We start from the raw sequence: 20,713 nt of genomic DNA on the forward strand, positions 1-20,713 counted from the left end.
AACTCGATGCCCGAGTGGTGGAATTGGTAGACACAAGGGATTTAAAATCCCTCGACTAACAAGTCGTGCCGGTTCAAGTCCGGCCTCGGGCACCACATTAAATTATTTTACCAAGATAATTTAAAGTTGATAAAACAGTATTTTGCGGTACTAGCTCAGTTGGTAGAGCGCGACCTTGCCAAGGTCGAGGTCACGAGTTCGAGCCTCGTGTACCGCTCCAAATTATTTGGACACATTTAGGCGGAATGGCAGAGTGGCCATGCACCGGATTGCAAATCCGTTTACCTCGGTTCGACTCCGGGTTCCGCCTCCATATAATTTACTCCACACGCTTTAATTAGCAAACTCGATGCCCGAGTGGTGGAATTGGTAGACACAAGGGATTTAAAATCCCTCGACTAACAAGTCGTGCCGGTTCAAGTCCGGCCTCGGGCACCATCTTGATATTAAGTACTCCGCTTAAAAACCATTTAATACACCTTCTAATATATAAAAATACCCAGCAAGAACCTGATTTACTATTTTTATGTTTTCTATGATTTATATTATCTTGATATGCACTATTTTATGCATAGTCTACCCAATAATAGCGTTGTGTGATAGTGCATTAAGAGTTTGTATATCTATTGTATTAAAGATATATATGAGTAAGCATAATGTAATATTTCCAAACCCAATCCTATAGCGCCTCAAATAAACCAGCCATGCAATCCTTAGCGACACACAGTACTAATGCTAATGAATACACTTTGAACTGAACTAAGCGTCATAGACTTATGATACCAACCAGTAAAGTAGGCCATTAGCTTTAAAAAATTCAAAACAGTAAAGCAATCTACACCTCGAGAGCAAACAACCTTGAAAGCAAAGTTCAAACACTCATGTACTGGTAGCATAAAGTAATACCAATCTGCTTATATATGGGGTCTATTTAAGGTTAAGAAAATTACGTTAGAACTAGACAAAATTTTTTGTATCTGGTTGTTCTAAACAAAAAATTTTTAACGACGTTATAGTGCAATTTAATTTGTTAAATTGCTTAAAGATTTATGCAGGTTGGTATAATTATCGAATTGGTTAGTAATACATGTTCATTGGAAGTTAAAAATCACGGGTAATAGTAAGTCTAGAGTTATGGTGAGAACTCCAAATAGGCAATCAATAAAGCACTTATGCAGAATTATTGGCATTGAATACCTATTTTTTGTAGGTTGTCTTATCTAAGCTAATAATTAGATAATATCTATATAGTACATATCGTCCGTAACTGCTTTTCATTTATAAAGGGTAGAGTGACTTAATGTAAGTGCTTTTTATTTTAGAACTAAAAAAGCGAGCCGTAGCTCGCTGGTTGTTGTTTATTTCCAGGCCTCAGGATCGACCTCTTTAGCAAGTTTAGGATGCTTACTTTTGTCAAAGGTGGGTATTAAGCCCTTTTTGTGTTGTTCGTTATAGTCTTTTGAAAGCCATACAACAACACCTGAAAGCATAAATAGCGCTATAACGTTGACAATGGCCATTAAGCCCATTGATATATCTGCCAGCGTCCAAATTAAACCAAGCTCACCAACAGCACCAAACATCACCATACCTAAAACCACCAGTCTAAAGATAAACATACCTTTATTAGAGTTGTGCTCTAAAAACATTAAATTTGTTTCAGCGTAAGAGTAATTAGCCACAATAGAAGTAAAAGCAAAAAACAATATAGCAATAGCAATAAAGTAAGTACCCCAGTCGCCGACGTGTTCTTGTAATGCTGCTTGTGTAAGTTCAATCCCCATAACACCAGATTCAGGTACTAATTGCTGCGATAGTAAAATAAGAGAAGCAGTCGCTGTACAAATAACAATAGTATCGATAAATACACCTAACATTTGCACATAACCTTGTGATGCAGGATGAGGAGGGTAAGGCGTCGCAGTAGCTGCGGCGTTAGCTGCACTACCCATACCGGCTTCGTTTGAGAATAAGCCACGCTTTATACCTTGGATCATCGCTTGTGTGACACCGTATCCAATAGCACCAGCACCAGCTTGTTCAATACCAAAAGCACTTTTTATAATAAGCACTAGCACATCTGGTAGTGCAGTAAAGTTAGTGGCGCATACATAAAGAGCAACCAGCAGGTAAGCTAATGCCATAAATGGCACAACCATTTCAGCAAAACGTGAAATGGTTTTTAGGCCACCAAAAATAATGATGCCAGAACCAATAACCAACAAAATGCCTACTATATACTTAGGTACATCAAACGCGACTTCAAATGCTGCAGCAATAGAGTTTGATTGTACGGCGTTAAATACTAAACCAAAGGCTAAAATTAAACATAACGAGAATAAAACGCCCATCCAGCGTTTACCTAAACCATTTTGCATATAATAAGCAGGGCCACCTCTAAAATTGCCTTCGGCGTCTTTTGTTTTATAAGCTTGTGCTAAGGTACTCTCGGCAAAGCTTGTAGCCATACCAATTAAGGCTATAGTCCACATCCAAAAAATAGCACCTGGGCCACCCAAATATAAAGCAACAGCAACGCCAGCCATGTTACCCGTGCCAACACGTGCAGCTAATGAAGTACAAAAAGCCTGAAAAGATGAAATTTCGTTGTCGGCACATTTACGAGAGCCAAACATAACTTTGAACATATGTGGAAATTGCACAAATTGAATAAAGCCTAGTCGAAAAGTAAAGAAGAGGCCCGCTGCTATTAATAAGTAGACGAGAACTTGCCCCCATAGAAGGGCACTTATACTATTTATTATGTCTGTCATGGATACTGCCTAAATACATGAGTTAAAAAAAGTGACCGCAACTTATCACATCAAGATAAAAGTGTTTAGTTTTAAAGTTCAAAAACAGAGTTATCAACAGGGTTTTGTGGGTAACTTGTGCTTATCATGTGCGCTTGCTTGGGGCTTAATTTTAATTACTATTTTATGTAAATAACGCTTGCGTAAAATGCGCCGCTCCCTATAATGCGACCCCACTGAGACGGGAAACGCCGACGCATAGCGAGGCACGAACTACTCATAGAGTTAAATAAAACTTCGGTTTTAAATTATCGAAAGAAATTTTAAAACTAAGTATTGACTCGAAAAATAAAGGGTGTATTATTCGCATCCCTTGAGGCGCTAAAGCGACTCAAAACGTTCTTTAACAATATAAAGCAATCATCTGTGTGGGCACTCGTACAGATTGAGTTCTAACAGCCAACCTACTTAGGTAGCGAGGCAAAAAAATTAGAGTCTCAATTGAAAACTGAGTGACCAACAGAATAGTTATTTCGGTAATTATTCGGCACAGTCAATTCAATATCGAAAGATATTAAAAAATTCAGAATTCATTGAGCTGTCGAAAGACATAAAACTTTTTAATTGAAGAGTTTGATCATGGCTCAGATTGAACGCTGGCGGCAGGCCTAACACATGCAAGTCGAGCGGTAACAGAGAGTAGCTTGCTACTTTGCTGACGAGCGGCGGACGGGTGAGTAATGCTTGGGAACATGCCTTGAGGTGGGGGACAACAGTTGGAAACGACTGCTAATACCGCATAATGTCTACGGACCAAAGGGGGCTTCGGCTCTCGCCTTTAGATTGGCCCAAGTGGGATTAGCTAGTTGGTGAGGTAATGGCTCACCAAGGCGACGATCCCTAGCTGGTTTGAGAGGATGATCAGCCACACTGGGACTGAGACACGGCCCAGACTCCTACGGGAGGCAGCAGTGGGGAATATTGCACAATGGGCGCAAGCCTGATGCAGCCATGCCGCGTGTGTGAAGAAGGCCTTCGGGTTGTAAAGCACTTTCAGTCAGGAGGAAAGGTTAGTAGTTAATACCTGCTAGCTGTGACGTTACTGACAGAAGAAGCACCGGCTAACTCCGTGCCAGCAGCCGCGGTAATACGGAGGGTGCGAGCGTTAATCGGAATTACTGGGCGTAAAGCGTACGCAGGCGGTTTGTTAAGCGAGATGTGAAAGCCCCGGGCTCAACCTGGGAACTGCATTTCGAACTGGCAAACTAGAGTGTGATAGAGGGTGGTAGAATTTCAGGTGTAGCGGTGAAATGCGTAGAGATCTGAAGGAATACCGATGGCGAAGGCAGCCACCTGGGTCAACACTGACGCTCATGTACGAAAGCGTGGGGAGCAAACGGGATTAGATACCCCGGTAGTCCACGCCGTAAACGATGTCTACTAGAAGCTCGGAGCCTCGGTTCTGTTTTTCAAAGCTAACGCATTAAGTAGACCGCCTGGGGAGTACGGCCGCAAGGTTAAAACTCAAATGAATTGACGGGGGCCCGCACAAGCGGTGGAGCATGTGGTTTAATTCGATGCAACGCGAAGAACCTTACCTACACTTGACATACAGAGAACTTACCAGAGATGGTTTGGTGCCTTCGGGAACTCTGATACAGGTGCTGCATGGCTGTCGTCAGCTCGTGTTGTGAGATGTTGGGTTAAGTCCCGCAACGAGCGCAACCCCTATCCTTAGTTGCTAGCAGGTAATGCTGAGAACTCTAAGGAGACTGCCGGTGATAAACCGGAGGAAGGTGGGGACGACGTCAAGTCATCATGGCCCTTACGTGTAGGGCTACACACGTGCTACAATGGCGCATACAGAGTGCTGCGAACCTGCGAAGGTAAGCGAATCACTTAAAGTGCGTCGTAGTCCGGATTGGAGTCTGCAACTCGACTCCATGAAGTCGGAATCGCTAGTAATCGCGTATCAGAATGACGCGGTGAATACGTTCCCGGGCCTTGTACACACCGCCCGTCACACCATGGGAGTGGGTTGCTCCAGAAGTAGATAGTCTAACCCTCGGGAGGACGTTTACCACGGAGTGATTCATGACTGGGGTGAAGTCGTAACAAGGTAGCCCTAGGGGAACCTGGGGCTGGATCACCTCCTTATACGATTTAGAACTTATTTGTTCGTAGTGTCCACACAGATGATTGTTAATTAGTGCTTGTCCCTTTGGGATAACTAATTAATATGCTCTTTAAAAATTTGGAAAAGCTGATAATAAAATTCTGATGAATACATTGTATTTATCAAGAGTTTTCAAAAGTAAAAAAACAATGGTAGCAGTACCATTGAGTGCCATTTAGTTAACTCTTATGAGTTAATTGATTGGTATCTACTTTAGTATTCAATATTGACTTCTGGCGAAGTTAAACTGTCACAAAACAAAGACCCGTTTGGGTTGTATGGTTAAGTGACTAAGCGTACACGGTGGATGCCTTGGCAGTTGGAGGCGATGAAGGACGTATTAACTTGCGATAAGCCTAGTCAAGCTAGTAAAAAGCGCTTGAGACTAGGATTTCCGAATGGGGAAACCCACCTGCTTGCAGGTATCGTTAACTGAATACATAGGTTAACGAGGCGAACGCGGAGAACTGAAACATCTAAGTACCCGTAGGAAAAGAAATCAACCGAGATTCCGAAAGTAGCGGCGAGCGAAATCGGAACAGCCCTTAAGCTTATTATGTGTTAATGGAAGGCTGCTGGAAAGCGCCACGATACAGGGTGATAGTCCCGTACATGAAAAGACATTTTAAGTGAAATCGAGTAGGTCGGAGCACGTGAAACTTTGACTGAATATAGGTGGACCATCATCTAAGGCTAAATACTCCCAACTGACCGATAGTGAACCAGTACCGTGAGGGAAAGGCGAAAAGAACCCCTGTGAGGGGAGTGAAATAGAACCTGAAACCGTGTACGTACAAGCAGTAGGAGCCCACTTGTTGGGTGACTGCGTACCTTTTGTATAATGGGTCAGCGACTTATATTTTGTAGCGAGGTTAACCGAATAGGGTAGCCGTAGGGAAACCGAGTCTTAACTGGGCGAATAGTTGCAAGGTATAGACCCGAAACCCGGTGATCTAGCCATGGGCAGGTTGAAGGTTGAGTAACATCAACTGGAGGACCGAACCCACTAACGTTGAAAAGTTAGGGGATGACCTGTGGCTAGGAGTGAAAGGCTAATCAAACCGGGAGATAGCTGGTTCTCCCCGAAATCTATTTAGGTAGAGCCTCGGACGAATACTTACGGGGGTAGAGCACTGTTAAGGCTAGGGGGTCATCCCGACTTACCAACCCTTTGCAAACTCCGAATACCGTAAAGTAATATCCGGGAGACACACGGCGGGTGCTAACGTCCGTCGTGAAGAGGGAAACAACCCAGACCGCCAGCTAAGGTCCCAAAGTCATAGTTAAGTGGGAAACGATGTGGAAAGGCCCAGACAGCCAGGAGGTTGGCTTAGAAGCAGCCATCCTTTAAAGAAAGCGTAATAGCTCACTGGTCGAGTCGGTCTGCGCGGAAGATGTAACGGGGCTAAACTATGCACCGAAGCTGCGGATTCAGAATTTATTCTGAGTGGTAGGGGAGCGTTCTGTAAGCGGTTGAAGGTGTACCGGGAGGTATGCTGGACGTATCAGAAGTGCGAATGCTGACATGAGTAACGATAATGGGAGTGAAAAACTCCCACGCCGGAAGACCAAGGGTTCCTATCCCATGTTAATCAGGGTAGGGTAAGTCGACCCCTAAGGCGAGGCCGAAAGGCGTAGTCGATGGGAAACAGATTAATATTTCTGTACTCGATATAATTGCGATGGGGGGACGGAGCAGGCTAAGCAAGCATAGCGTTGGTAGTCTATGTGAAAGTGAGTAGGGCGTTTGTTTAGGTAAATCCGGACGAACATTAAACCTGAGACACGAGACGAGTCACTACGGTGATGAAGTTGCTGATGCCATACTTCCAGGAAAAGCCTCTAAGCTTCAGATTATATGGAATCGTACCCCAAACCGACACAGGTGGTCAGGTAGAGAATACTAAGGCGCTTGAGAGAACTCGGGTGAAGGAACTAGGCAAAATCGTACCGTAACTTCGGGAGAAGGTACGCTCCTATCTGTGATGAGACTTGCTCTCTAAGCGGACGGGAGCCGCAGTGACCAGGTGGCTGGGACTGTTTATTAAAAACACAGCACTGTGCAAAATCGCAAGATGACGTATACGGTGTGACACCTGCCCGGTGCCGGAAGGTTAATTGATGGGGTTATCCTTAGGGAGAAGCTCTTGATCGAAGCCCCGGTAAACGGCGGCCGTAACTATAACGGTCCTAAGGTAGCGAAATTCCTTGTCGGGTAAGTTCCGACCTGCACGAATGGTGTAACCATGGCCACGCTGTCTCCACCCGAGACTCAGTGAAATTGAAATCGCAGTGAAGATGCTGTGTACCCGCGGCTAGACGGAAAGACCCCGTGAACCTTTACTACAGCTTGGCACTGAACATTGAACCTACATGTGTAGGATAGGTGGGAGACTTTGAAGATGAGACGCTAGTTTTGTTGGAGTCAACCTTGAAATACCACCCTTGTAGTTTTGATGTTCTAACGTTGGCCCCTGAATCGGGGTTACGGACAGTGCCTGGTGGGTAGTTTGACTGGGGCGGTCTCCTCCTAAAGAGTAACGGAGGAGCACGAAGGTTGGCTAAGTACGGTCGGACATCGTACGGTTAGTGTAATGGTAGAAGCCAGCTTAACTGCGAGACAGACACGTCGAGCAGGTACGAAAGTAGGTCATAGTGATCCGGTGGTTCTGAATGGAAGGGCCATCGCTCAACGGATAAAAGGTACTCCGGGGATAACAGGCTGATACCGCCCAAGAGTTCATATCGACGGCGGTGTTTGGCACCTCGATGTCGGCTCATCACATCCTGGGGCTGAAGTCGGTCCCAAGGGTATGGCTGTTCGCCATTTAAAGTGGTACGCGAGCTGGGTTTAGAACGTCGTGAGACAGTTCGGTCCCTATCTGCCGTGGGCGTTTGAGAATTGAGAGGGGTTGCTCCTAGTACGAGAGGACCGGAGTGAACGAACCGCTGGTGTTCGGGTTGTCATGCCAATGGCATTGCCCGGTAGCTACGTTCGGAACTGATAAGCGCTGAAAGCATCTAAGCGCGAAGCAGGCCTCGAGATGAGTTCTCACTAGACTTTTAAAGTCTCTGAAGGGCCGTTGAAGACTACAACGTTGATAGGCAAGATGTGGAAGTGGTGTGAGCCATTAAGCTAACTTGTACTAATTACCCGTGAGGCTTAACCATACAACGCCAAACGCGTTTTATGTGATAGTGAAACACGCGAAGAAGTTAATATGACTAAAGTAGATATTACTTAGAAAGACTTAAAAAATATTATCAGATATTTTCCAAATTCAGTTAATGCGCAGAAATACGTATTAACGCCCAAATTTGCTTGGTGACAATAGCGTTTTGGACCCACCTGACTCCATGCCGAACTCAGTAGTGAAACGAAACAGCGCCGATGATAGTGTAGCATTTGCTATGTGAAAGTAGGACATTACCAGGCTTCAAATTGTAGAGAGCCCGACTAGAAATAGTCGGGCTTTTTTACGTCTGCAGAAAAGTGAAAATAAAAGCGGTAGCCAGAGCCCATACCGAACTCAGTAGTGAAACCAAACAGCTCGAAGGCGAGCCCTACGGAAGGCCGCCCCGACACAAAGATGGTGTAGCATTTCACTGTGACTTTCTACCGCTGTGGGCACTACGACATCCTACTGCGTAGCGCACCGACCTCAAATTGTAGAGAGCCCGACTAAAAATAGTTGGGCTTTTTTACGTCTGCAGAAAAGTGAAATGCGGATAATTAATGCGCACTTATTCAACACCTATCACGGTAGGTCGGGTGAGCGCAGCGACTCTCGACGCAAAGATAGTGTAGCATTTGCTATGCGGCTCTCCACCGCTGTGGGCACTACGACATCCTACTGCGTAGCGCACCGACCTCAAATTGTAGAAAGCCCGAATCTAACGATTCGGGCTTTTTTACGTCTGCAATAAAGTTAAGGGTAGGTGAATAGTGTACTACGCACTTATTTATATTTAATCTTTTTTACTTTCTACAAAAGCCAATTACTTTCATTTCCTTAGATAACAAATTTAATTTTGCTTTGTTACTGTCTTTGATTTAGGATCAAATCAGTTTAAAACCAAGAACTAATAGCCTGTGTATAGATTATTAATTAGTGCCATATCCATTTTATTTTGTTTTTCTGTAACGGCAGTTGAAGTAACTGATCTATATCAAGATATTTTAAAAGTGGATGATAAAACACGAGATACTCGATTAGCGGCGAGTCGCAAAGCTTTACTCAATGTCTTAGTGAAAGTAAGCGGTGATGAAACTGCGGATCAAAATAAATTAGCACAGCAACGCACTAAAGATATTTCTGATTATATACTTAAGTTTGAATATGACGAGAGAGCAAATGGACAATTGAAACTCGTTGTTAAATTTGAAGCTCGAAAGATCAACGCGCTAATCAAAGAATTAAACTTACCTTTATGGGGAGTGCAGCGCCCATTAGTTGCAATATGGTTAGGTATTGAAGACAACTGGCGCAGAGAATTAGTAACACAAGAAAGCTACCCGCAGCTAGAGCAGTTAATTTATGACAAGGCAGGACGCCGTGGTTTACCCGTTGTAGTGCCATTACTTGATTTACAAGATAGACGTTTAGTAGGTATCCCTGAAGTATGGGGTAACTTTTCAGAACCAGTAGAAGAGGCTTCTAAACGCTACAGTGCTGAGCGAAGTATTACGGCAAGAATGTATAAAGAAGTGGACAGCGAAAATTGGATTTTAGATTGGCGTTTTACAAATGATGATTTATTTGATTCAAATAGATTAACGGGTGATAAGCAGCAAATAGTAAGCCAAATGATCGATACCCTAGCACGAGGTCTTGCAAGCGAGTACGCTATTGATCCAAATGCTTATTATGAACAAGCTACTGCTATGCTTACGCTAAAGGGCACGCAAAGTTTTATTGATGTTGAATTAGCAAAACGAAGGTTATTGAGTTTAAGCGTTGTTACTCAAGTTAAAATTGTGCGTAAAACACCGGAGTTTGTAGAGTTTAAGCTAAACCATACTGGTAACCTAAGCGATCTTAAAAAAGGATTAGGGTTAGACTCCTCATTTAAAGATTATGAGGATCCACGCGCTTTTTATCATGTTGTTGATAAAAATAGCTTAGAGTATCAATGGATAACGCCATAATGCTAACTTCTGAGCCGATGCAAATGGCATTACCGGTTACTTTACCGGATGACGAAACATTTGCATCGTACTTTGGTGGAGAAGATTCGTTAGAAGTTAACCATTTGAAAGATAGTTTTTCGAAGTTAGCAAAAACGTTTCAGTATACCTATTTATGTGGATTAGGTGACTCGGGTAAGTCTCACCTTTTGTATGCGACCTGCATTAAAGCACAAGAGCGTGGCCTGTCTAATATGCTACTGTCTATGCGCGAAGTGATTGATTTTGGACCTATGGTACTAGACGGTTTAGAAGCGCTTGATGTTTTATGTATTGATGACGTGCATTTAGTCGCAGGGAATGATGCATGGGAAAAAGCACTATTTAACTTTTTTAACCGGTTTAACGAACCCGGTAAGATGTTAGTAGTAACTGCCGATTTACTTCCTAGCATGCTTAATATTACGTTGCCAGATTTAGAGTCTCGCTTAACGTGGGGAACAACCTTTCAAATTCGCTCTATGAGTGATGACGATAAAGCACAAGCACTTGTTAAGCGCGCCCATATGCGCGGCCTTGAATTAAGTGATGAATGTGCACGTTTTTTATTAACGCGTTTAAGCCGTGATATGCGTGCTTTGCTCGATGTACTCGACAAATTAGATCATGCGTCAATGGCTGCACAGAGAAAATTAACAATTCCTTTTATAAAATCAACGTTAAAGCTGTAGTAGGTCTAGAATCTAGACCCTGCTTTCAGTTATCATAAGCTATTACTTAACAGCAATCACCTTCTGTGAAAGATCAGGTATCGAATGAACTTAGAAAACATATTAGCGCAAGCACTTGAGGCGGTAGCCAGTGCCAGTGAAATCGCGCAGTTAGAAGAAATCAGGGTTAATTACCTTGGCAAAAAAGGCGAAATCACAAGCTTGCTTAAAACGCTAGGCAAAATAGCACCTGAAGAACGTAAAGAAGCAGGCCAAGTTATAAACCAAGCTAAACAAGATGTACAAGCTGCTATCAACGAAAAGCGTGAATTGCTAGCAAGTAAAGCACTTGAAGAAAAGCTAGCTGCTGAAACTATAGATGTAACTCTACCTGGGCGTGCTATGCCTACTGGCGGTTTACACCCAGTTACGCGCACTATTGAGCGCATAGAAAGCTTTTTCGGTGAGTTAGGTTTTGAAGTTAAATCTGGTCCAGAAATCGAAGACGATTTTCATAACTTTGATGCGCTAAATATTCCAGAGCACCATCCAGCACGTGCTGATCATGATACCTTTTATTTCAATCCTAAATTAGTACTACGTACACAGACAAGTGGCGTGCAAATTCGTACTATGGAAACTGAGCAGCCACCACTGCGTATCATTTCACCTGGACGTGTATACCGTAACGATTACGATCAAACACATACACCTATGTTTCATCAGGTTGAAGGTTTAATGGTTGATACCGATGTTAGCTTTACTGAGCTAAAAGGTATTTTGCATGATTTTTTACGTAACTTTTTTGAAGAAGATATGGAAATTCGTTTCCGTCCTTCATTCTTCCCATTTACAGAACCTTCAGCTGAAGTAGATGTTATGGGTAAAGACGGTAAGTGGTTAGAAGTACTAGGCTGTGGCATGGTACATCCAAATGTACTTAAGTCTGTGGGCATTGACCCAGAAAAATACACCGGCTTTGCTTTTGGTATGGGTGTAGAGCGTTTAACTATGTTGCGCTATGGCGTAAACGATTTACGTGCATTTTTCGAAAATGACTTAAAATTCCTGAACCAGTTCCGTTAAGAGTGAAATAATAAAATGAAATTTAGTGAAAAGTGGTTAAGAGAGTGGGTAAATCCTGCTATTGATACGCAAGCTCTTTCGGAACAGCTTTCAATGGCTGGTCTAGAAGTTGATGGCGTTGAGCCTGCTGCGGCCAAATTTAATGGCGTAGTTGTGGGTGAAGTTGTTGAATGTGGGCAACACCCTGATGCAGATAAACTACGTGTTACCAAAATTAACGTAGGTGGCGATGAGCTACTTGATATCGTATGTGGTGCAGCAAATTGTCGTTTAGGTATTAAAGTTGCTGTTGCAACTGTGGGCGCTGTACTTCCTGGTGACTTTAAAATTAAAAAAGCCAAACTACGCGGTCAACCTTCAAACGGAATGCTATGTGCTTTTGTTGAGCTAGGTATTAGCGAAGAAGGCGACGGCATTATGGAATTGCCAAGCGATGCACCAGTAGGGACTGATTTACGTGACTACCTAGGTCTTGATGACAACATTATAGATGTTGATTTAACGCCAAACCGTGGTGACTGCTTAGGTATAAAAGGTCTAGCACGTGAAGTAGGTGTTTTAAACAGCATTGACGTAAGTGTATTAGATATTCCTGCGGTTACGCCAACAATTGATGACAAAGTATCAATTGACCTAGTTAACGAAGATGCATGTCCTCGTTACCTTGGCCGTGTGATCAAAGGCATTAACCTTGATGCAGAAACACCACTTTGGATGGTTGAAAAGCTACGTCGTAGTGGTGTACGTTCAATTGATCCAGTAGTTGATGTGACTAACTATGTATTACTTGAGCTTGGTCATCCAATGCACGCGTTTGATTTAAATGCGATTGAAGGTGGTATTAAAGTTCGTAGTGCAAACGCAGGTGAAGAACTTGTTTTATTAGACGGTAATATCGCTAAATTAAACGACACAACACTTGTGATAGCCGATCATAACAAAGCACTTGCAATTGCGGGTGTTTTTGGTGGTGAGCAATCAGGCGTTACAGATAAAACATCTGATATTTTACTCGAAAGTGCATTTTTTAATCCTGTTGCAATTGCAGGCCAAGCACGTAGCTACGGTTTGCACACTGATGCTTCACACCGTTATGAACGCGGTGTTGATTTTGCTCTGCAACACGATGCAATGGAACGTGCAACAGCACTTCTTCTTGAAATAGTAGGCGGTCAAGCAGGTCCTGTTGTCGAAGCTGTCGCAGCTGACAAACTACCAAAAGTGACTGAAGTACGTCTTCGTCGTGCACGTTTAGATCGTGTTATTGGCCATCATATTGAAGATGCTAAAGTAACCGATATTCTTACGCGTTTAGGACTTGATGTAAAAGTAGAAAATGATAGCTGGAGTGCTGATGTACCAAGTTACCGTTTTGATATTCGCATTGAAGAAGACTTAATTGAAGAAGTAGCACGTGTTTACGGTTACAACAGCATTCCTAATGTTGCGCCAACAGCAAAACTTAAAATGACGACACATAACGAAGCAACGATTGCGCTTAGCAAGTTCCGCAATACGTTAGTGACTCGTGGTTACCAAGAAGCAATTACATACAGTTTTGTAGACCCTAAGGCACAAGCTATTTTGCATCCAGAATGTAAAGCAATGGTATTACCGCACCCTATTTCAATTGAAATGTCGGCAATGCGCGTAAGTTTAATGCCGGGTTTATTAGCGTCTGTAGCGTATAACCAAAATCGCCAACAACCTCGTATTCGTTTATTCGAACATGGTCTTAAATTTATAAGCGACGAAAGTGCAGAAAACGGTGTTTACCAAGTACCGGTTATTGGTGGTGTTATTACTGGTCTTGTAAATGGTGAACATTGGGTTGAAGAGAAACGTAATGTTGATTTTTATGACCTAAAAGGTGATGTTGAAGCCTTACTTGCAATTACCAATGACGTTACTCGTTTTGAAATTAAAGCAGAGCAGTCAGATGGACTTCACCCTGGTCAATCAGCAGTAATATATGTTGATGGTAAAAAGGTTGGTTTTTTTGGTGCTTTACATCCACAAGCTCAAAAGTTGTTAGATATCAACAACGCAACTTTTGTTTTTGAAATTGAAATGTCAGCAATAGAAAAAAGAAATTTACCGCAAGCAGAAGGGGTGTCTAAATTCCCTTCAAATCGCCGCGACATCGCGATTTTAGTGGCAGACAGCGTTAAATCGGGTGACATTTTAAGCGTGATCGAAAAAGTTGGCGGAAATCAATTGGTTGACCTAAACTTATTCGATGTGTATAAGGGCAAAGGTATTGAGCCAAATTATAAGAGTTTGGCGATTGCTCTAACACTGCAAGCGGTTGATAGAACACTCGAAGAGAAAGATATCAATCTAGTAGTTGATAACGTGGTGGCCGAATTGGCCGAACAGTTTAATGCATCGTTGAGGGACTAGATATGGCGCTTACTAAAGCCGACATAGCTGAACACCTATTTGAAAAGCTCGGGATCAATAAAAAAGATGCCAAAGATTTAGTTGAAGCGTTTTTTGAAGAAATCCGCTCAGCGCTAGAAAAAGGCGAGCAGGTTAAGCTCTCTGGATTTGGTAACTTTGATCTTCGAGACAAAAAAGAAAGACCAGGCCGCAACCCGAAAACAGGCGAAGATATTCCTATTTCGGCGCGTCGTGTGGTGACCTTTCGACCAGGTCAAAAGCTTAAAACCCGCGTAGAAGTGGGCACAAGTAAAGCAAAATAAAAAAAGGCAGCGTAAGCTGCCTTTTTATTTTACATGAATAAGCTAACTAAAAAGTTAGCTTATTTTTATCCTAATAAATTAAAACTCTCTAGGTGATACAAACTCACCGTTTTGTATTTGCAAATATGTTTGCTCTGCAAGTATATCTAAGCTGTCTAAGCTTTTACCGCTACTAATTAGTTGATGTTCTATTGGCAGCAGTTCAATATTTTCAATACCGAACATTTGGCCCACTTTAGAAAATATATATGCATGCTTAAATTTATCATGTTTATAAAACAGGCTAATTAATGAGGTAAGGACTTCGGGGTTAGGTACGGTGTCTTTTTTATTTAACTCTAATGTTTTGTAGAGTAAATCAATGGTTTTTTCATCATCGAATTTAATGTAATACGACGCTAAGAAAAATTGCATTTCAGCACTTTGTGTCACACTCGTTTCGTTTTCTAGCGAAAGAAGTTTAGTTAGTGCACTTTGATTATTATTGCGCGACCAATGGTAATAAAGTAAACCTGGGTGGTTAGTATTTTTAGTATCTTGATATAAGCGTGTTATTTCTTTAATACTAGTTAGTTGCCCATCAATACGAGAGGTTGTTTTTTCTTTGAGTTTTACGTGCTCGATTTTTGCAGCCAATGTTATGCATTGATTGTAATCTTCAAATCCTTTAAGTAATTGGTATTTATTTTCATCTGTCGGGTCTTTATATTCTGTGTAGCGTTTTATAATAACCTCTGCGCGAGGCTCCTTACAGTGGCTATCTTTATTTAGATCGGCACAAAACCCTGGTGTTTCTTTGCATACCTTTGAGAGTGTCAACTGATCTCCACACCCAGTTAGGGCTACCAACCCTAGTAAAACACTTGCTTTTAGAAACATCCCTTAACCCCAAATGAATATATACCCTCCTATTCTAGCTCAATCATTTAACTCCTAACAGTAGAGAATAACGTCAGATTAAATTAGAATGGCAGTGCCCATTTGGGCTATCCGTTCAAAATGTTTAACTTAGGTAAATAAAATGACCTCATCTCACGAGTTAGAATACACAAATAGTTGGCAAGAGCGCCAAGATTACGCAGAAAGTATGCAACCAATCATTGGTAAGCTTTATCGTAATCGTGGTATTGAAATTGCGGTATATGGCCGTCCTCTCGTAAATGCCAGTACTATCGATATTATCAAATCTCACAAAACCGTTGCTCAGTTTGAAGGCACTAAATTACGTTTGCGCGAAAGCTTCCCATTTTTAGAAGCTATCAGCAAAATGGAATTAAACTCTGCACGTATTGATATTGGTAAGCTTGCATATAGTTATTTATTCACTGAAGCCGCTAATGGTCGTTCAGTCGAAGAGTTTGTTAAAGACGAACTTGCAGAAATAGCTGATTTACCAGCGAAAGAACCACGCGATGTTGTGTTGTATGGTTTTGGTCGTATTGGTCGTTTACTCGCGCGTTTATTAATTGAAAAATCAGGTCCATATTCAGATTTACGTTTGCGCGCTATTGTTGTGCGTGGTGGTAAAGATGGTGATCTCGAAAAACGTGCAAGCTTATTGCGTCGCGATTCAATTCACGGTCCATTCAATGGCTCAATCACGATTGATAAAGAACGTAATGCAATTAAAGCTAACGGTAGCTACATTCAAGTTATTTACGCTAACTCTCCTAGCGAAATTGATTACACCCAATACGGTATCGACAATGCATTAATCGTTGATAACACCGGTATTTGGAAAGACGAAGCGGGCCTTGGCCAACACCTAGAGTGTCAGGGCGCTGCAAAAGTATTATTAACAGCACCAGCAAAAGGTAATATCAAAAACATCGTATATGGTGTGAATAACAAAGATATTTTACCTGAAGATAAAATTGTTTGTGCAGCAAGCTGTACAACTAACGCAATTACACCAACGCTTAAAGCACTAAACGATAAGTTTGGTATTAATAATGGCCATGTTGAAACTGTACACTCGTACACGAACGATCAAAACCTTATTGATAACTACCACAAAGCAGAGCGCCGAGGCCGCGCCGCAGCACTTAACATGGTAATTACTGAAACGGGAGCTGCAAAAGCGGTTTCAAAAGCATTACCAGAGCTTGAAGGTAAGTTAACAGGTAATGCTATCCGCGTACCTACGCCTAACGTATCGTTAGCTATTTTAAACCTTAATTTAGCAACAAGTACTTCTGTTGAAGAGCTAAACGCATTTTTACGCGATACAGCACTTCATTCAGACTTACGTGATCAAATTGATTACACTGCATCAACGGAAATTGTATCTACCGATTTAGTCGGTAGCCGTTACGCAGGTGTTGTTGATTCACAAGCAACAATTGTTGAAGATAACCGTATTGTTTTATATGTATGGTATGACAATGAGTTTGGTTACAGCTGCCAAGTAGTACGTTGTATGCGCGATATGGCCGAAGTGTCATTCCCAAGCTTACCTCGTTAATTTGTTTGCAGTGACGTAAAAGCCAGCATGTTGCTGGCTTTTTTGGTCGTGTATTATTTTTAAAGCGTATGCCTTGTGATAGGCTTTAATTATTCAAATGTTAGCAATGCTCAGTTTTTATTAGTATTGCAATATTTTACTACGTGTATTTAATACCAGTAGTGTTAGTTCTGCAGAGTAAAAAGCAGATAAACTTATTCAACCTAAAGGTTTTTCCATGAAAATCAGCAGCAATTTCGACAGTGGTAATATTAAAGTTATTGAAGCCACCGATCCTTTAAATATTCAATTAGAAATTAATAAAGATCATCAGTCTGAATTTTATCAGTGGTTTCACTTTCGTCTTGAAACAACACCTTACCAATTGCATAAGTTAAATATTAATGAGCTTGATAAATCAGCTTACCCCGATGGTTGGGAAGGGTATCAAGCCGTTGCATCATATGACCGCCAAACATGGTTTCGTGTACCATCAAGCTATGAAAATGGCACATTAAGCTTTGAAATTGAACCAGAGTGCGGCAGTGTGTATTTTGCTTACTTTGCACCATATAGTTACGACCGCCATTTAGATTTATTATCTTGGGCACAAACCCAAGGCGCTTGCCAATTAATAACGCTTGGTGAAACACTCGATGGCCGTGATATGAGTGTGCTTAAAATTGGTGAACCAAGTGAAGACAAGAAAAACATCTGGATCACAGCACGCCAACATCCAGGTGAAACAATGGCGCAGTGGTATGTAGAAGGTCTATTGCACAAACTTCTTGATGACGAAGACCCACATGCAGCTGCGCTTCTATCAAAAGCAGTATTTTACGTTGTCCCAAATATGAATCCAGACGGTAGCGCACGCGGACATCTTCGTACTAATGCTAAAGGCGTTAACTTAAACCGTGAATGGCAAACACCAAGCATGGAAAATAGCCCTGAGGTTTACCTAGTGCTAAATAAAATGCGCGAAGCTGGCTTAGATATGCACCTAGACATACACGGCGATGAAGCGATTCCGTATAACTTTGTGGCAGGCAGTGAAGGTATTCCAAGTTACGATGCACGCCTAAAAGGCCTTGAAGATAGCTTTAAAGCCGCGCTTTTAACGATTACTCCAGAGTTTCAAGATGAGCATGGCTATCCAAAAGATGAGCCAGGCCAAGCTAACCTAACGGTAGGTTCAGCAGCAACCGCTGAAGAATTTAAAGCATTAACGTACACAATTGAAATGCCATTTAAAGATAATAACGATTTACCTGATCCAGACTATGGCTGGTCAGACCGTCGTTCGTATCAATTTGGTCAAGATACGTTAGCGGCAATTGTTAATGTTGTTGATAATTTAAGATAAAACATTTATTTGAAGGGTATCAATAGTTTTGATGCCCTTTTTGTTTTTAGTAAAACCCCTTTTACAAAAAATAATAATCATATAGCAACTTCATTCCAAAACGTTTTTAACGTTTCTTCGCTGCGTATCATCACCGTATCGGTACAAATCAATCTACTTTCCTTTAAATACTGCTGATGTAGTGCCTTGCAATAGCTACGTAATTAGATATTTTGAAAATTAAGTGTTAACAAAGTTAGGTTACTTAAGTTAAGATTAATTAAATCATGAGTCGGGACGGGAGAGGCAAAACCTTATTTCGTAAAGCTTATGTTGCGTAGTAGCTAAAGCAGAGTCTCGTAACTAAAAATAATAAATATAACTATAGAGGATATCCATGGAAGCTATTGTAAGCGCTGTTAATGATGTTGTTTGGAGTAATGCACTCATTTATTTATGCCTAGGCGCAGGCTTGTTTTATTCAGTATTAACTCGATTTGCTCAAGTTAGACATTTTAAAGAAATGTGTAAGTTATTATTTAGTCCTAACACGTCAGATAAAGGTATCTCATCTTTTCAAGCCCTTGCAGTCTCGTTGTCTGGACGAGTAGGCGTCGGTAATATCGCTGGCGTTGCAGCGGCTATTGGTTTTGGCGGACCAGGCGCTATTTTCTGGATGTGGGTTGTTGCTTTTCTAGGCGCAAGTACCGCATATGCAGAATCTACTTTAGGTCAAATTTATAAAACAGAAGAAGACGGGCAATACCGTGGTGGCCCAGCGTATTATTTTGACCGTTGTTTAGGACAAAAATGGTTGGCTATTTTATTCGCTGTTTCGGCAATTATAGCATGTGGTGTCTTTCTGCCTGGCGTACAAGCAAATGCGGTAGGTAATGCGTTTACCCAAGTGTTTGGCAATGGCAACATGGTTTCTACTAGCTTTGGTGATGTAGGCAGCTTTAAATTAGTCGCTTTAGCAATTATCCTTATTGTTTTGGCATTTATTATTTTCGGCGGTATAAAACGTATTGCGAACTTTACGCAAATTGTAGTGCCATTTATGGCGCTTGGTTATATAGTACTGGCACTAATCGTGGTATTTTTAAATTTAGATAAAGTGGGCGATATATTTTATTTAATTATTAGTGATGCATTTACTGCGCAGGCAGGTTTTGGTGCTGCTATTGGTTGGGGTGTTAAACGTGGTATATATTCTAATGAAGCTGGCCAAGGTACTGGGCCTCATGCAGCAGCTGCAGCAGAAGTTGATCACCCTGCTCAACAGGGCTTAGTACAAGCTTTTTCTGTTTATGTTGATACCCTCTTTGTGTGTACTGCAACTGCATTAATGATTTTAATAACGCAGCAATACAACATTGTGGGTGAGCTACCAGCAGGGCAATTTATTGTACAAAATGTTGATGCAGCCACTGAAGTGGGATCAGCAGCCTTTACTCAAATGGCTCTATTTAGTGTATTTGGTAGCTTTGGACAAGCATTTGTCGGTATTGCATTATTCTTCTTTGCCTTTACCACAATACTTGCTTATTACTTTATTGCAGAGACTAATATTGCTTACTTAAATCGTTATTTTAAGGGCAGTATTCCGCTTGTTCTTGTGAAGTTTGTAATTATGTTTATGGTTGCATACGGCATGGTAAATAATTCAGGTTATATTTGGACTATTGGTGATATTGGCGTTGGCTTAATGGCTTGGATTAACATACTCGGTATTTTAGCCATTTTCTTTGTCGCTAAGCCTGCTTTGCTATGTTTGAGCGATTATGAAGAACAAAAGAAAAAAGGCGGAAAAGTCATATTTGATCCAGTTAAATTGGGTATAAAAAACGCCACATTCTGGGAAAAACGCTTAGAAAAGCAGTCAAAAGACGCAGAGTAATTAAACTTAGTGGGCAACTTGGAAAATTATCGCCCCTAAATTAGTTATTGGTTTGAATTCAAAAAAGACAACGAGAAATAAAACACGTACAATAAAGGCGCCGAAAGGCGCTTTTTTTATGCGTAGTATGGAGAGAAGTATGGCGATTATTCGTTGCCCAAAATGTGCAAAATCAATTTCAGATAAACATAAGCAATGTCCGCATTGCGAAAGCAACATTGCAGAGCTAAACGACGAGCAAGTTTTACAACTTCAGCGCGAACAGCGAATTAAAAAAAAGCAGATGTTTATAAATCACTCCTTTTTGGCGCTTATCTTATTTTTAGGTGGTTTTTTCTGTTTGTACTTTTTACAACCGCAAGAAGAAACACTGCAGTGGTACGCTTACACCGCCGCAATTGGCGTAGGGTGTATTTGGTATCTTATAAACCGTATTGTTTTAGTGACTCTAAAAAAGAAAAAATGAC

At 41.6% G+C, this 20,713-nt stretch carries 11 protein-coding genes, 4 tRNA genes and 3 rRNA genes; 16 read left to right on the forward strand and 2 right to left on the reverse strand.

All coding sequences use genetic code 11. From position 1 onward, the window contains the following. Window positions 1–8 precede the first annotated feature (8 nt). The 4 genes from D172_RS06390 (at window position 9) to D172_RS06405 (ending at window position 438) form a co-directional block, all read left to right on the forward strand. A tRNA-Leu gene (locus D172_RS06390) sits at window positions 9–95 on the forward strand. A 49-nt stretch (window positions 96–144) separates the two neighbouring features. Beyond that, window positions 145–220 (forward strand) — tRNA-Gly (locus D172_RS06395). A 19-nt stretch (window positions 221–239) separates the two neighbouring features. Then, window positions 240–313: transfer RNA gene (locus D172_RS06400), tRNA-Cys, on the forward strand. A 38-nt stretch (window positions 314–351) separates the two neighbouring features. Continuing rightward, window positions 352–438, forward strand: a tRNA-Leu gene (locus tag D172_RS06405). Between the two features lie 920 nt (window positions 439–1,358). On the opposite strand, the gene D172_RS06410 is transcribed toward D172_RS06405, so the two are convergent. Next, window positions 1,359–2,774 (reverse strand): alanine/glycine:cation symporter family protein, encoded by a 1,416-nt coding sequence (locus tag D172_RS06410; protein WP_058230544.1) that lies wholly within the window; start codon window positions 2,772–2,774, stop codon window positions 1,359–1,361. Between the two features lie 600 nt (window positions 2,775–3,374). On the opposite strand from D172_RS06410, the gene D172_RS06415 reads away from it, so the two are divergent. The 8 genes from D172_RS06415 (at window position 3,375) to ihfA (ending at window position 14,558) form a co-directional block, all read left to right on the forward strand. Further along, window positions 3,375–4,910, forward strand: a 16S ribosomal RNA gene (locus D172_RS06415). Window positions 4,911–5,209: 299 nt separating this feature from the next. Further along, a 23S ribosomal RNA gene (locus tag D172_RS06420) occupies window positions 5,210–8,100 on the forward strand. A 150-nt stretch (window positions 8,101–8,250) separates the two neighbouring features. Then, a 5S ribosomal RNA gene (gene rrf / locus D172_RS06425) occupies window positions 8,251–8,365 on the forward strand. Together the 16S, 23S and 5S rRNA genes form the textbook arrangement of a ribosomal RNA operon. Window positions 8,366–9,022: 657 nt before the next feature. Beyond that, window positions 9,023–10,078: a DUF2066 domain-containing protein gene (locus tag D172_RS06430; protein WP_007378324.1), complete on the forward strand. Its 1,056-nt coding sequence runs from the start codon at window positions 9,023–9,025 to the stop codon at window positions 10,076–10,078. Further along, window positions 10,078–10,788 (forward strand): DnaA regulatory inactivator Hda, encoded by a 711-nt coding sequence (gene hda, locus D172_RS06435; protein WP_007378325.1) that lies wholly within the window; start codon window positions 10,078–10,080, stop codon window positions 10,786–10,788. Before D172_RS06430 ends, hda begins: the two co-directional genes overlap by 1 nt. A gap of 84 nt (window positions 10,789–10,872) precedes the next feature. Next, a complete protein-coding gene (gene pheS / locus D172_RS06440) occupies window positions 10,873–11,853 on the forward strand; it encodes a phenylalanine--tRNA ligase subunit alpha (protein WP_007378326.1) in 981 nt (326 codons plus the stop codon). 15 nt (window positions 11,854–11,868) lie between these two features. Then, a complete protein-coding gene (gene pheT, locus D172_RS06445) occupies window positions 11,869–14,256 on the forward strand; it encodes a phenylalanine--tRNA ligase subunit beta (protein ID WP_007378327.1) in 2,388 nt (795 codons plus the stop codon). A 2-nt stretch (window positions 14,257–14,258) separates the two neighbouring features. Further along, window positions 14,259–14,558, forward strand: coding sequence for an integration host factor subunit alpha (gene ihfA / locus D172_RS06450; RefSeq protein ID WP_002960690.1), 300 nt, complete (start codon window positions 14,259–14,261; stop codon window positions 14,556–14,558). 78 nt (window positions 14,559–14,636) lie between these two features. Here ihfA and D172_RS06455 read toward each other — a convergent pair whose 3' ends face one another. Continuing rightward, window positions 14,637–15,437 carry a DUF2989 domain-containing protein gene (locus D172_RS06455; protein WP_007378328.1) on the reverse strand — a complete coding sequence of 267 codons (801 nt, stop codon included), beginning with the start codon at window positions 15,435–15,437 and terminating at the stop codon, window positions 14,637–14,639. Between the two features lie 142 nt (window positions 15,438–15,579). Between D172_RS06455 and D172_RS06460 the strand changes: the two genes are divergently transcribed. The 4 genes from D172_RS06460 (at window position 15,580) to D172_RS06475 (ending at window position 20,712) form a co-directional block, all read left to right on the forward strand. Next, window positions 15,580–17,022 carry a glyceraldehyde-3-phosphate dehydrogenase gene (locus D172_RS06460; RefSeq protein ID WP_007378329.1) on the forward strand — a complete coding sequence of 481 codons (1,443 nt, stop codon included), beginning with the start codon at window positions 15,580–15,582 and terminating at the stop codon, window positions 17,020–17,022. A 217-nt stretch (window positions 17,023–17,239) separates the two neighbouring features. Next, complete coding sequence (locus tag D172_RS06465; RefSeq protein WP_007378330.1) at window positions 17,240–18,367, forward strand: M14 family metallopeptidase; 1,128 nt, start codon at window positions 17,240–17,242, stop codon at window positions 18,365–18,367. A 376-nt stretch (window positions 18,368–18,743) separates the two neighbouring features. After that, entirely contained in the window at window positions 18,744–20,246 is a 1,503-nt protein-coding gene (locus D172_RS06470) for an alanine/glycine:cation symporter family protein (protein WP_007378331.1), read from the forward strand. Window positions 20,247–20,385: 139 nt separating this feature from the next. Next, a complete protein-coding gene (locus D172_RS06475) occupies window positions 20,386–20,712 on the forward strand; it encodes a hypothetical protein (RefSeq protein ID WP_007378332.1) in 327 nt (108 codons plus the stop codon). Window position 20,713 lies beyond the last annotated feature (1 nt).

Origin of the sequence: Pseudoalteromonas sp. Bsw20308 (genome assembly GCF_000310105.2) — a bacterium.
In the GTDB taxonomy this organism is placed as follows: Bacteria; Pseudomonadota; Gammaproteobacteria; order Enterobacterales; family Alteromonadaceae; genus Pseudoalteromonas; species Pseudoalteromonas fuliginea.

What these genes read in the sequence shown, in the direction of transcription:
- D172_RS06410 (WP_058230544.1), bottom strand. Translation starts at nt 2,774, where the DNA reads ATGACAGACATAATAAATAGTATAAGTGCCCTTCTATGGGGGCAAGTT.
- hda (WP_007378325.1), top strand. Translation starts at nt 10,078, where the DNA reads ATGCTAACTTCTGAGCCGATGCAAATGGCATTACCGGTTACTTTACCG.
- pheS (WP_007378326.1), top strand. Translation starts at nt 10,873, where the DNA reads ATGAACTTAGAAAACATATTAGCGCAAGCACTTGAGGCGGTAGCCAGT.
- pheT (WP_007378327.1), top strand. Translation starts at nt 11,869, where the DNA reads ATGAAATTTAGTGAAAAGTGGTTAAGAGAGTGGGTAAATCCTGCTATT.
- ihfA (WP_002960690.1), top strand. Translation starts at nt 14,259, where the DNA reads ATGGCGCTTACTAAAGCCGACATAGCTGAACACCTATTTGAAAAGCTC.
- D172_RS06455 (WP_007378328.1), bottom strand. Translation starts at nt 15,437, where the DNA reads ATGTTTCTAAAAGCAAGTGTTTTACTAGGGTTGGTAGCCCTAACTGGG.
- D172_RS06460 (WP_007378329.1), top strand. Translation starts at nt 15,580, where the DNA reads ATGACCTCATCTCACGAGTTAGAATACACAAATAGTTGGCAAGAGCGC.
- D172_RS06465 (WP_007378330.1), top strand. Translation starts at nt 17,240, where the DNA reads ATGAAAATCAGCAGCAATTTCGACAGTGGTAATATTAAAGTTATTGAA.
- D172_RS06470 (WP_007378331.1), top strand. Translation starts at nt 18,744, where the DNA reads ATGGAAGCTATTGTAAGCGCTGTTAATGATGTTGTTTGGAGTAATGCA.
- D172_RS06475 (WP_007378332.1), top strand. Translation starts at nt 20,386, where the DNA reads ATGGCGATTATTCGTTGCCCAAAATGTGCAAAATCAATTTCAGATAAA.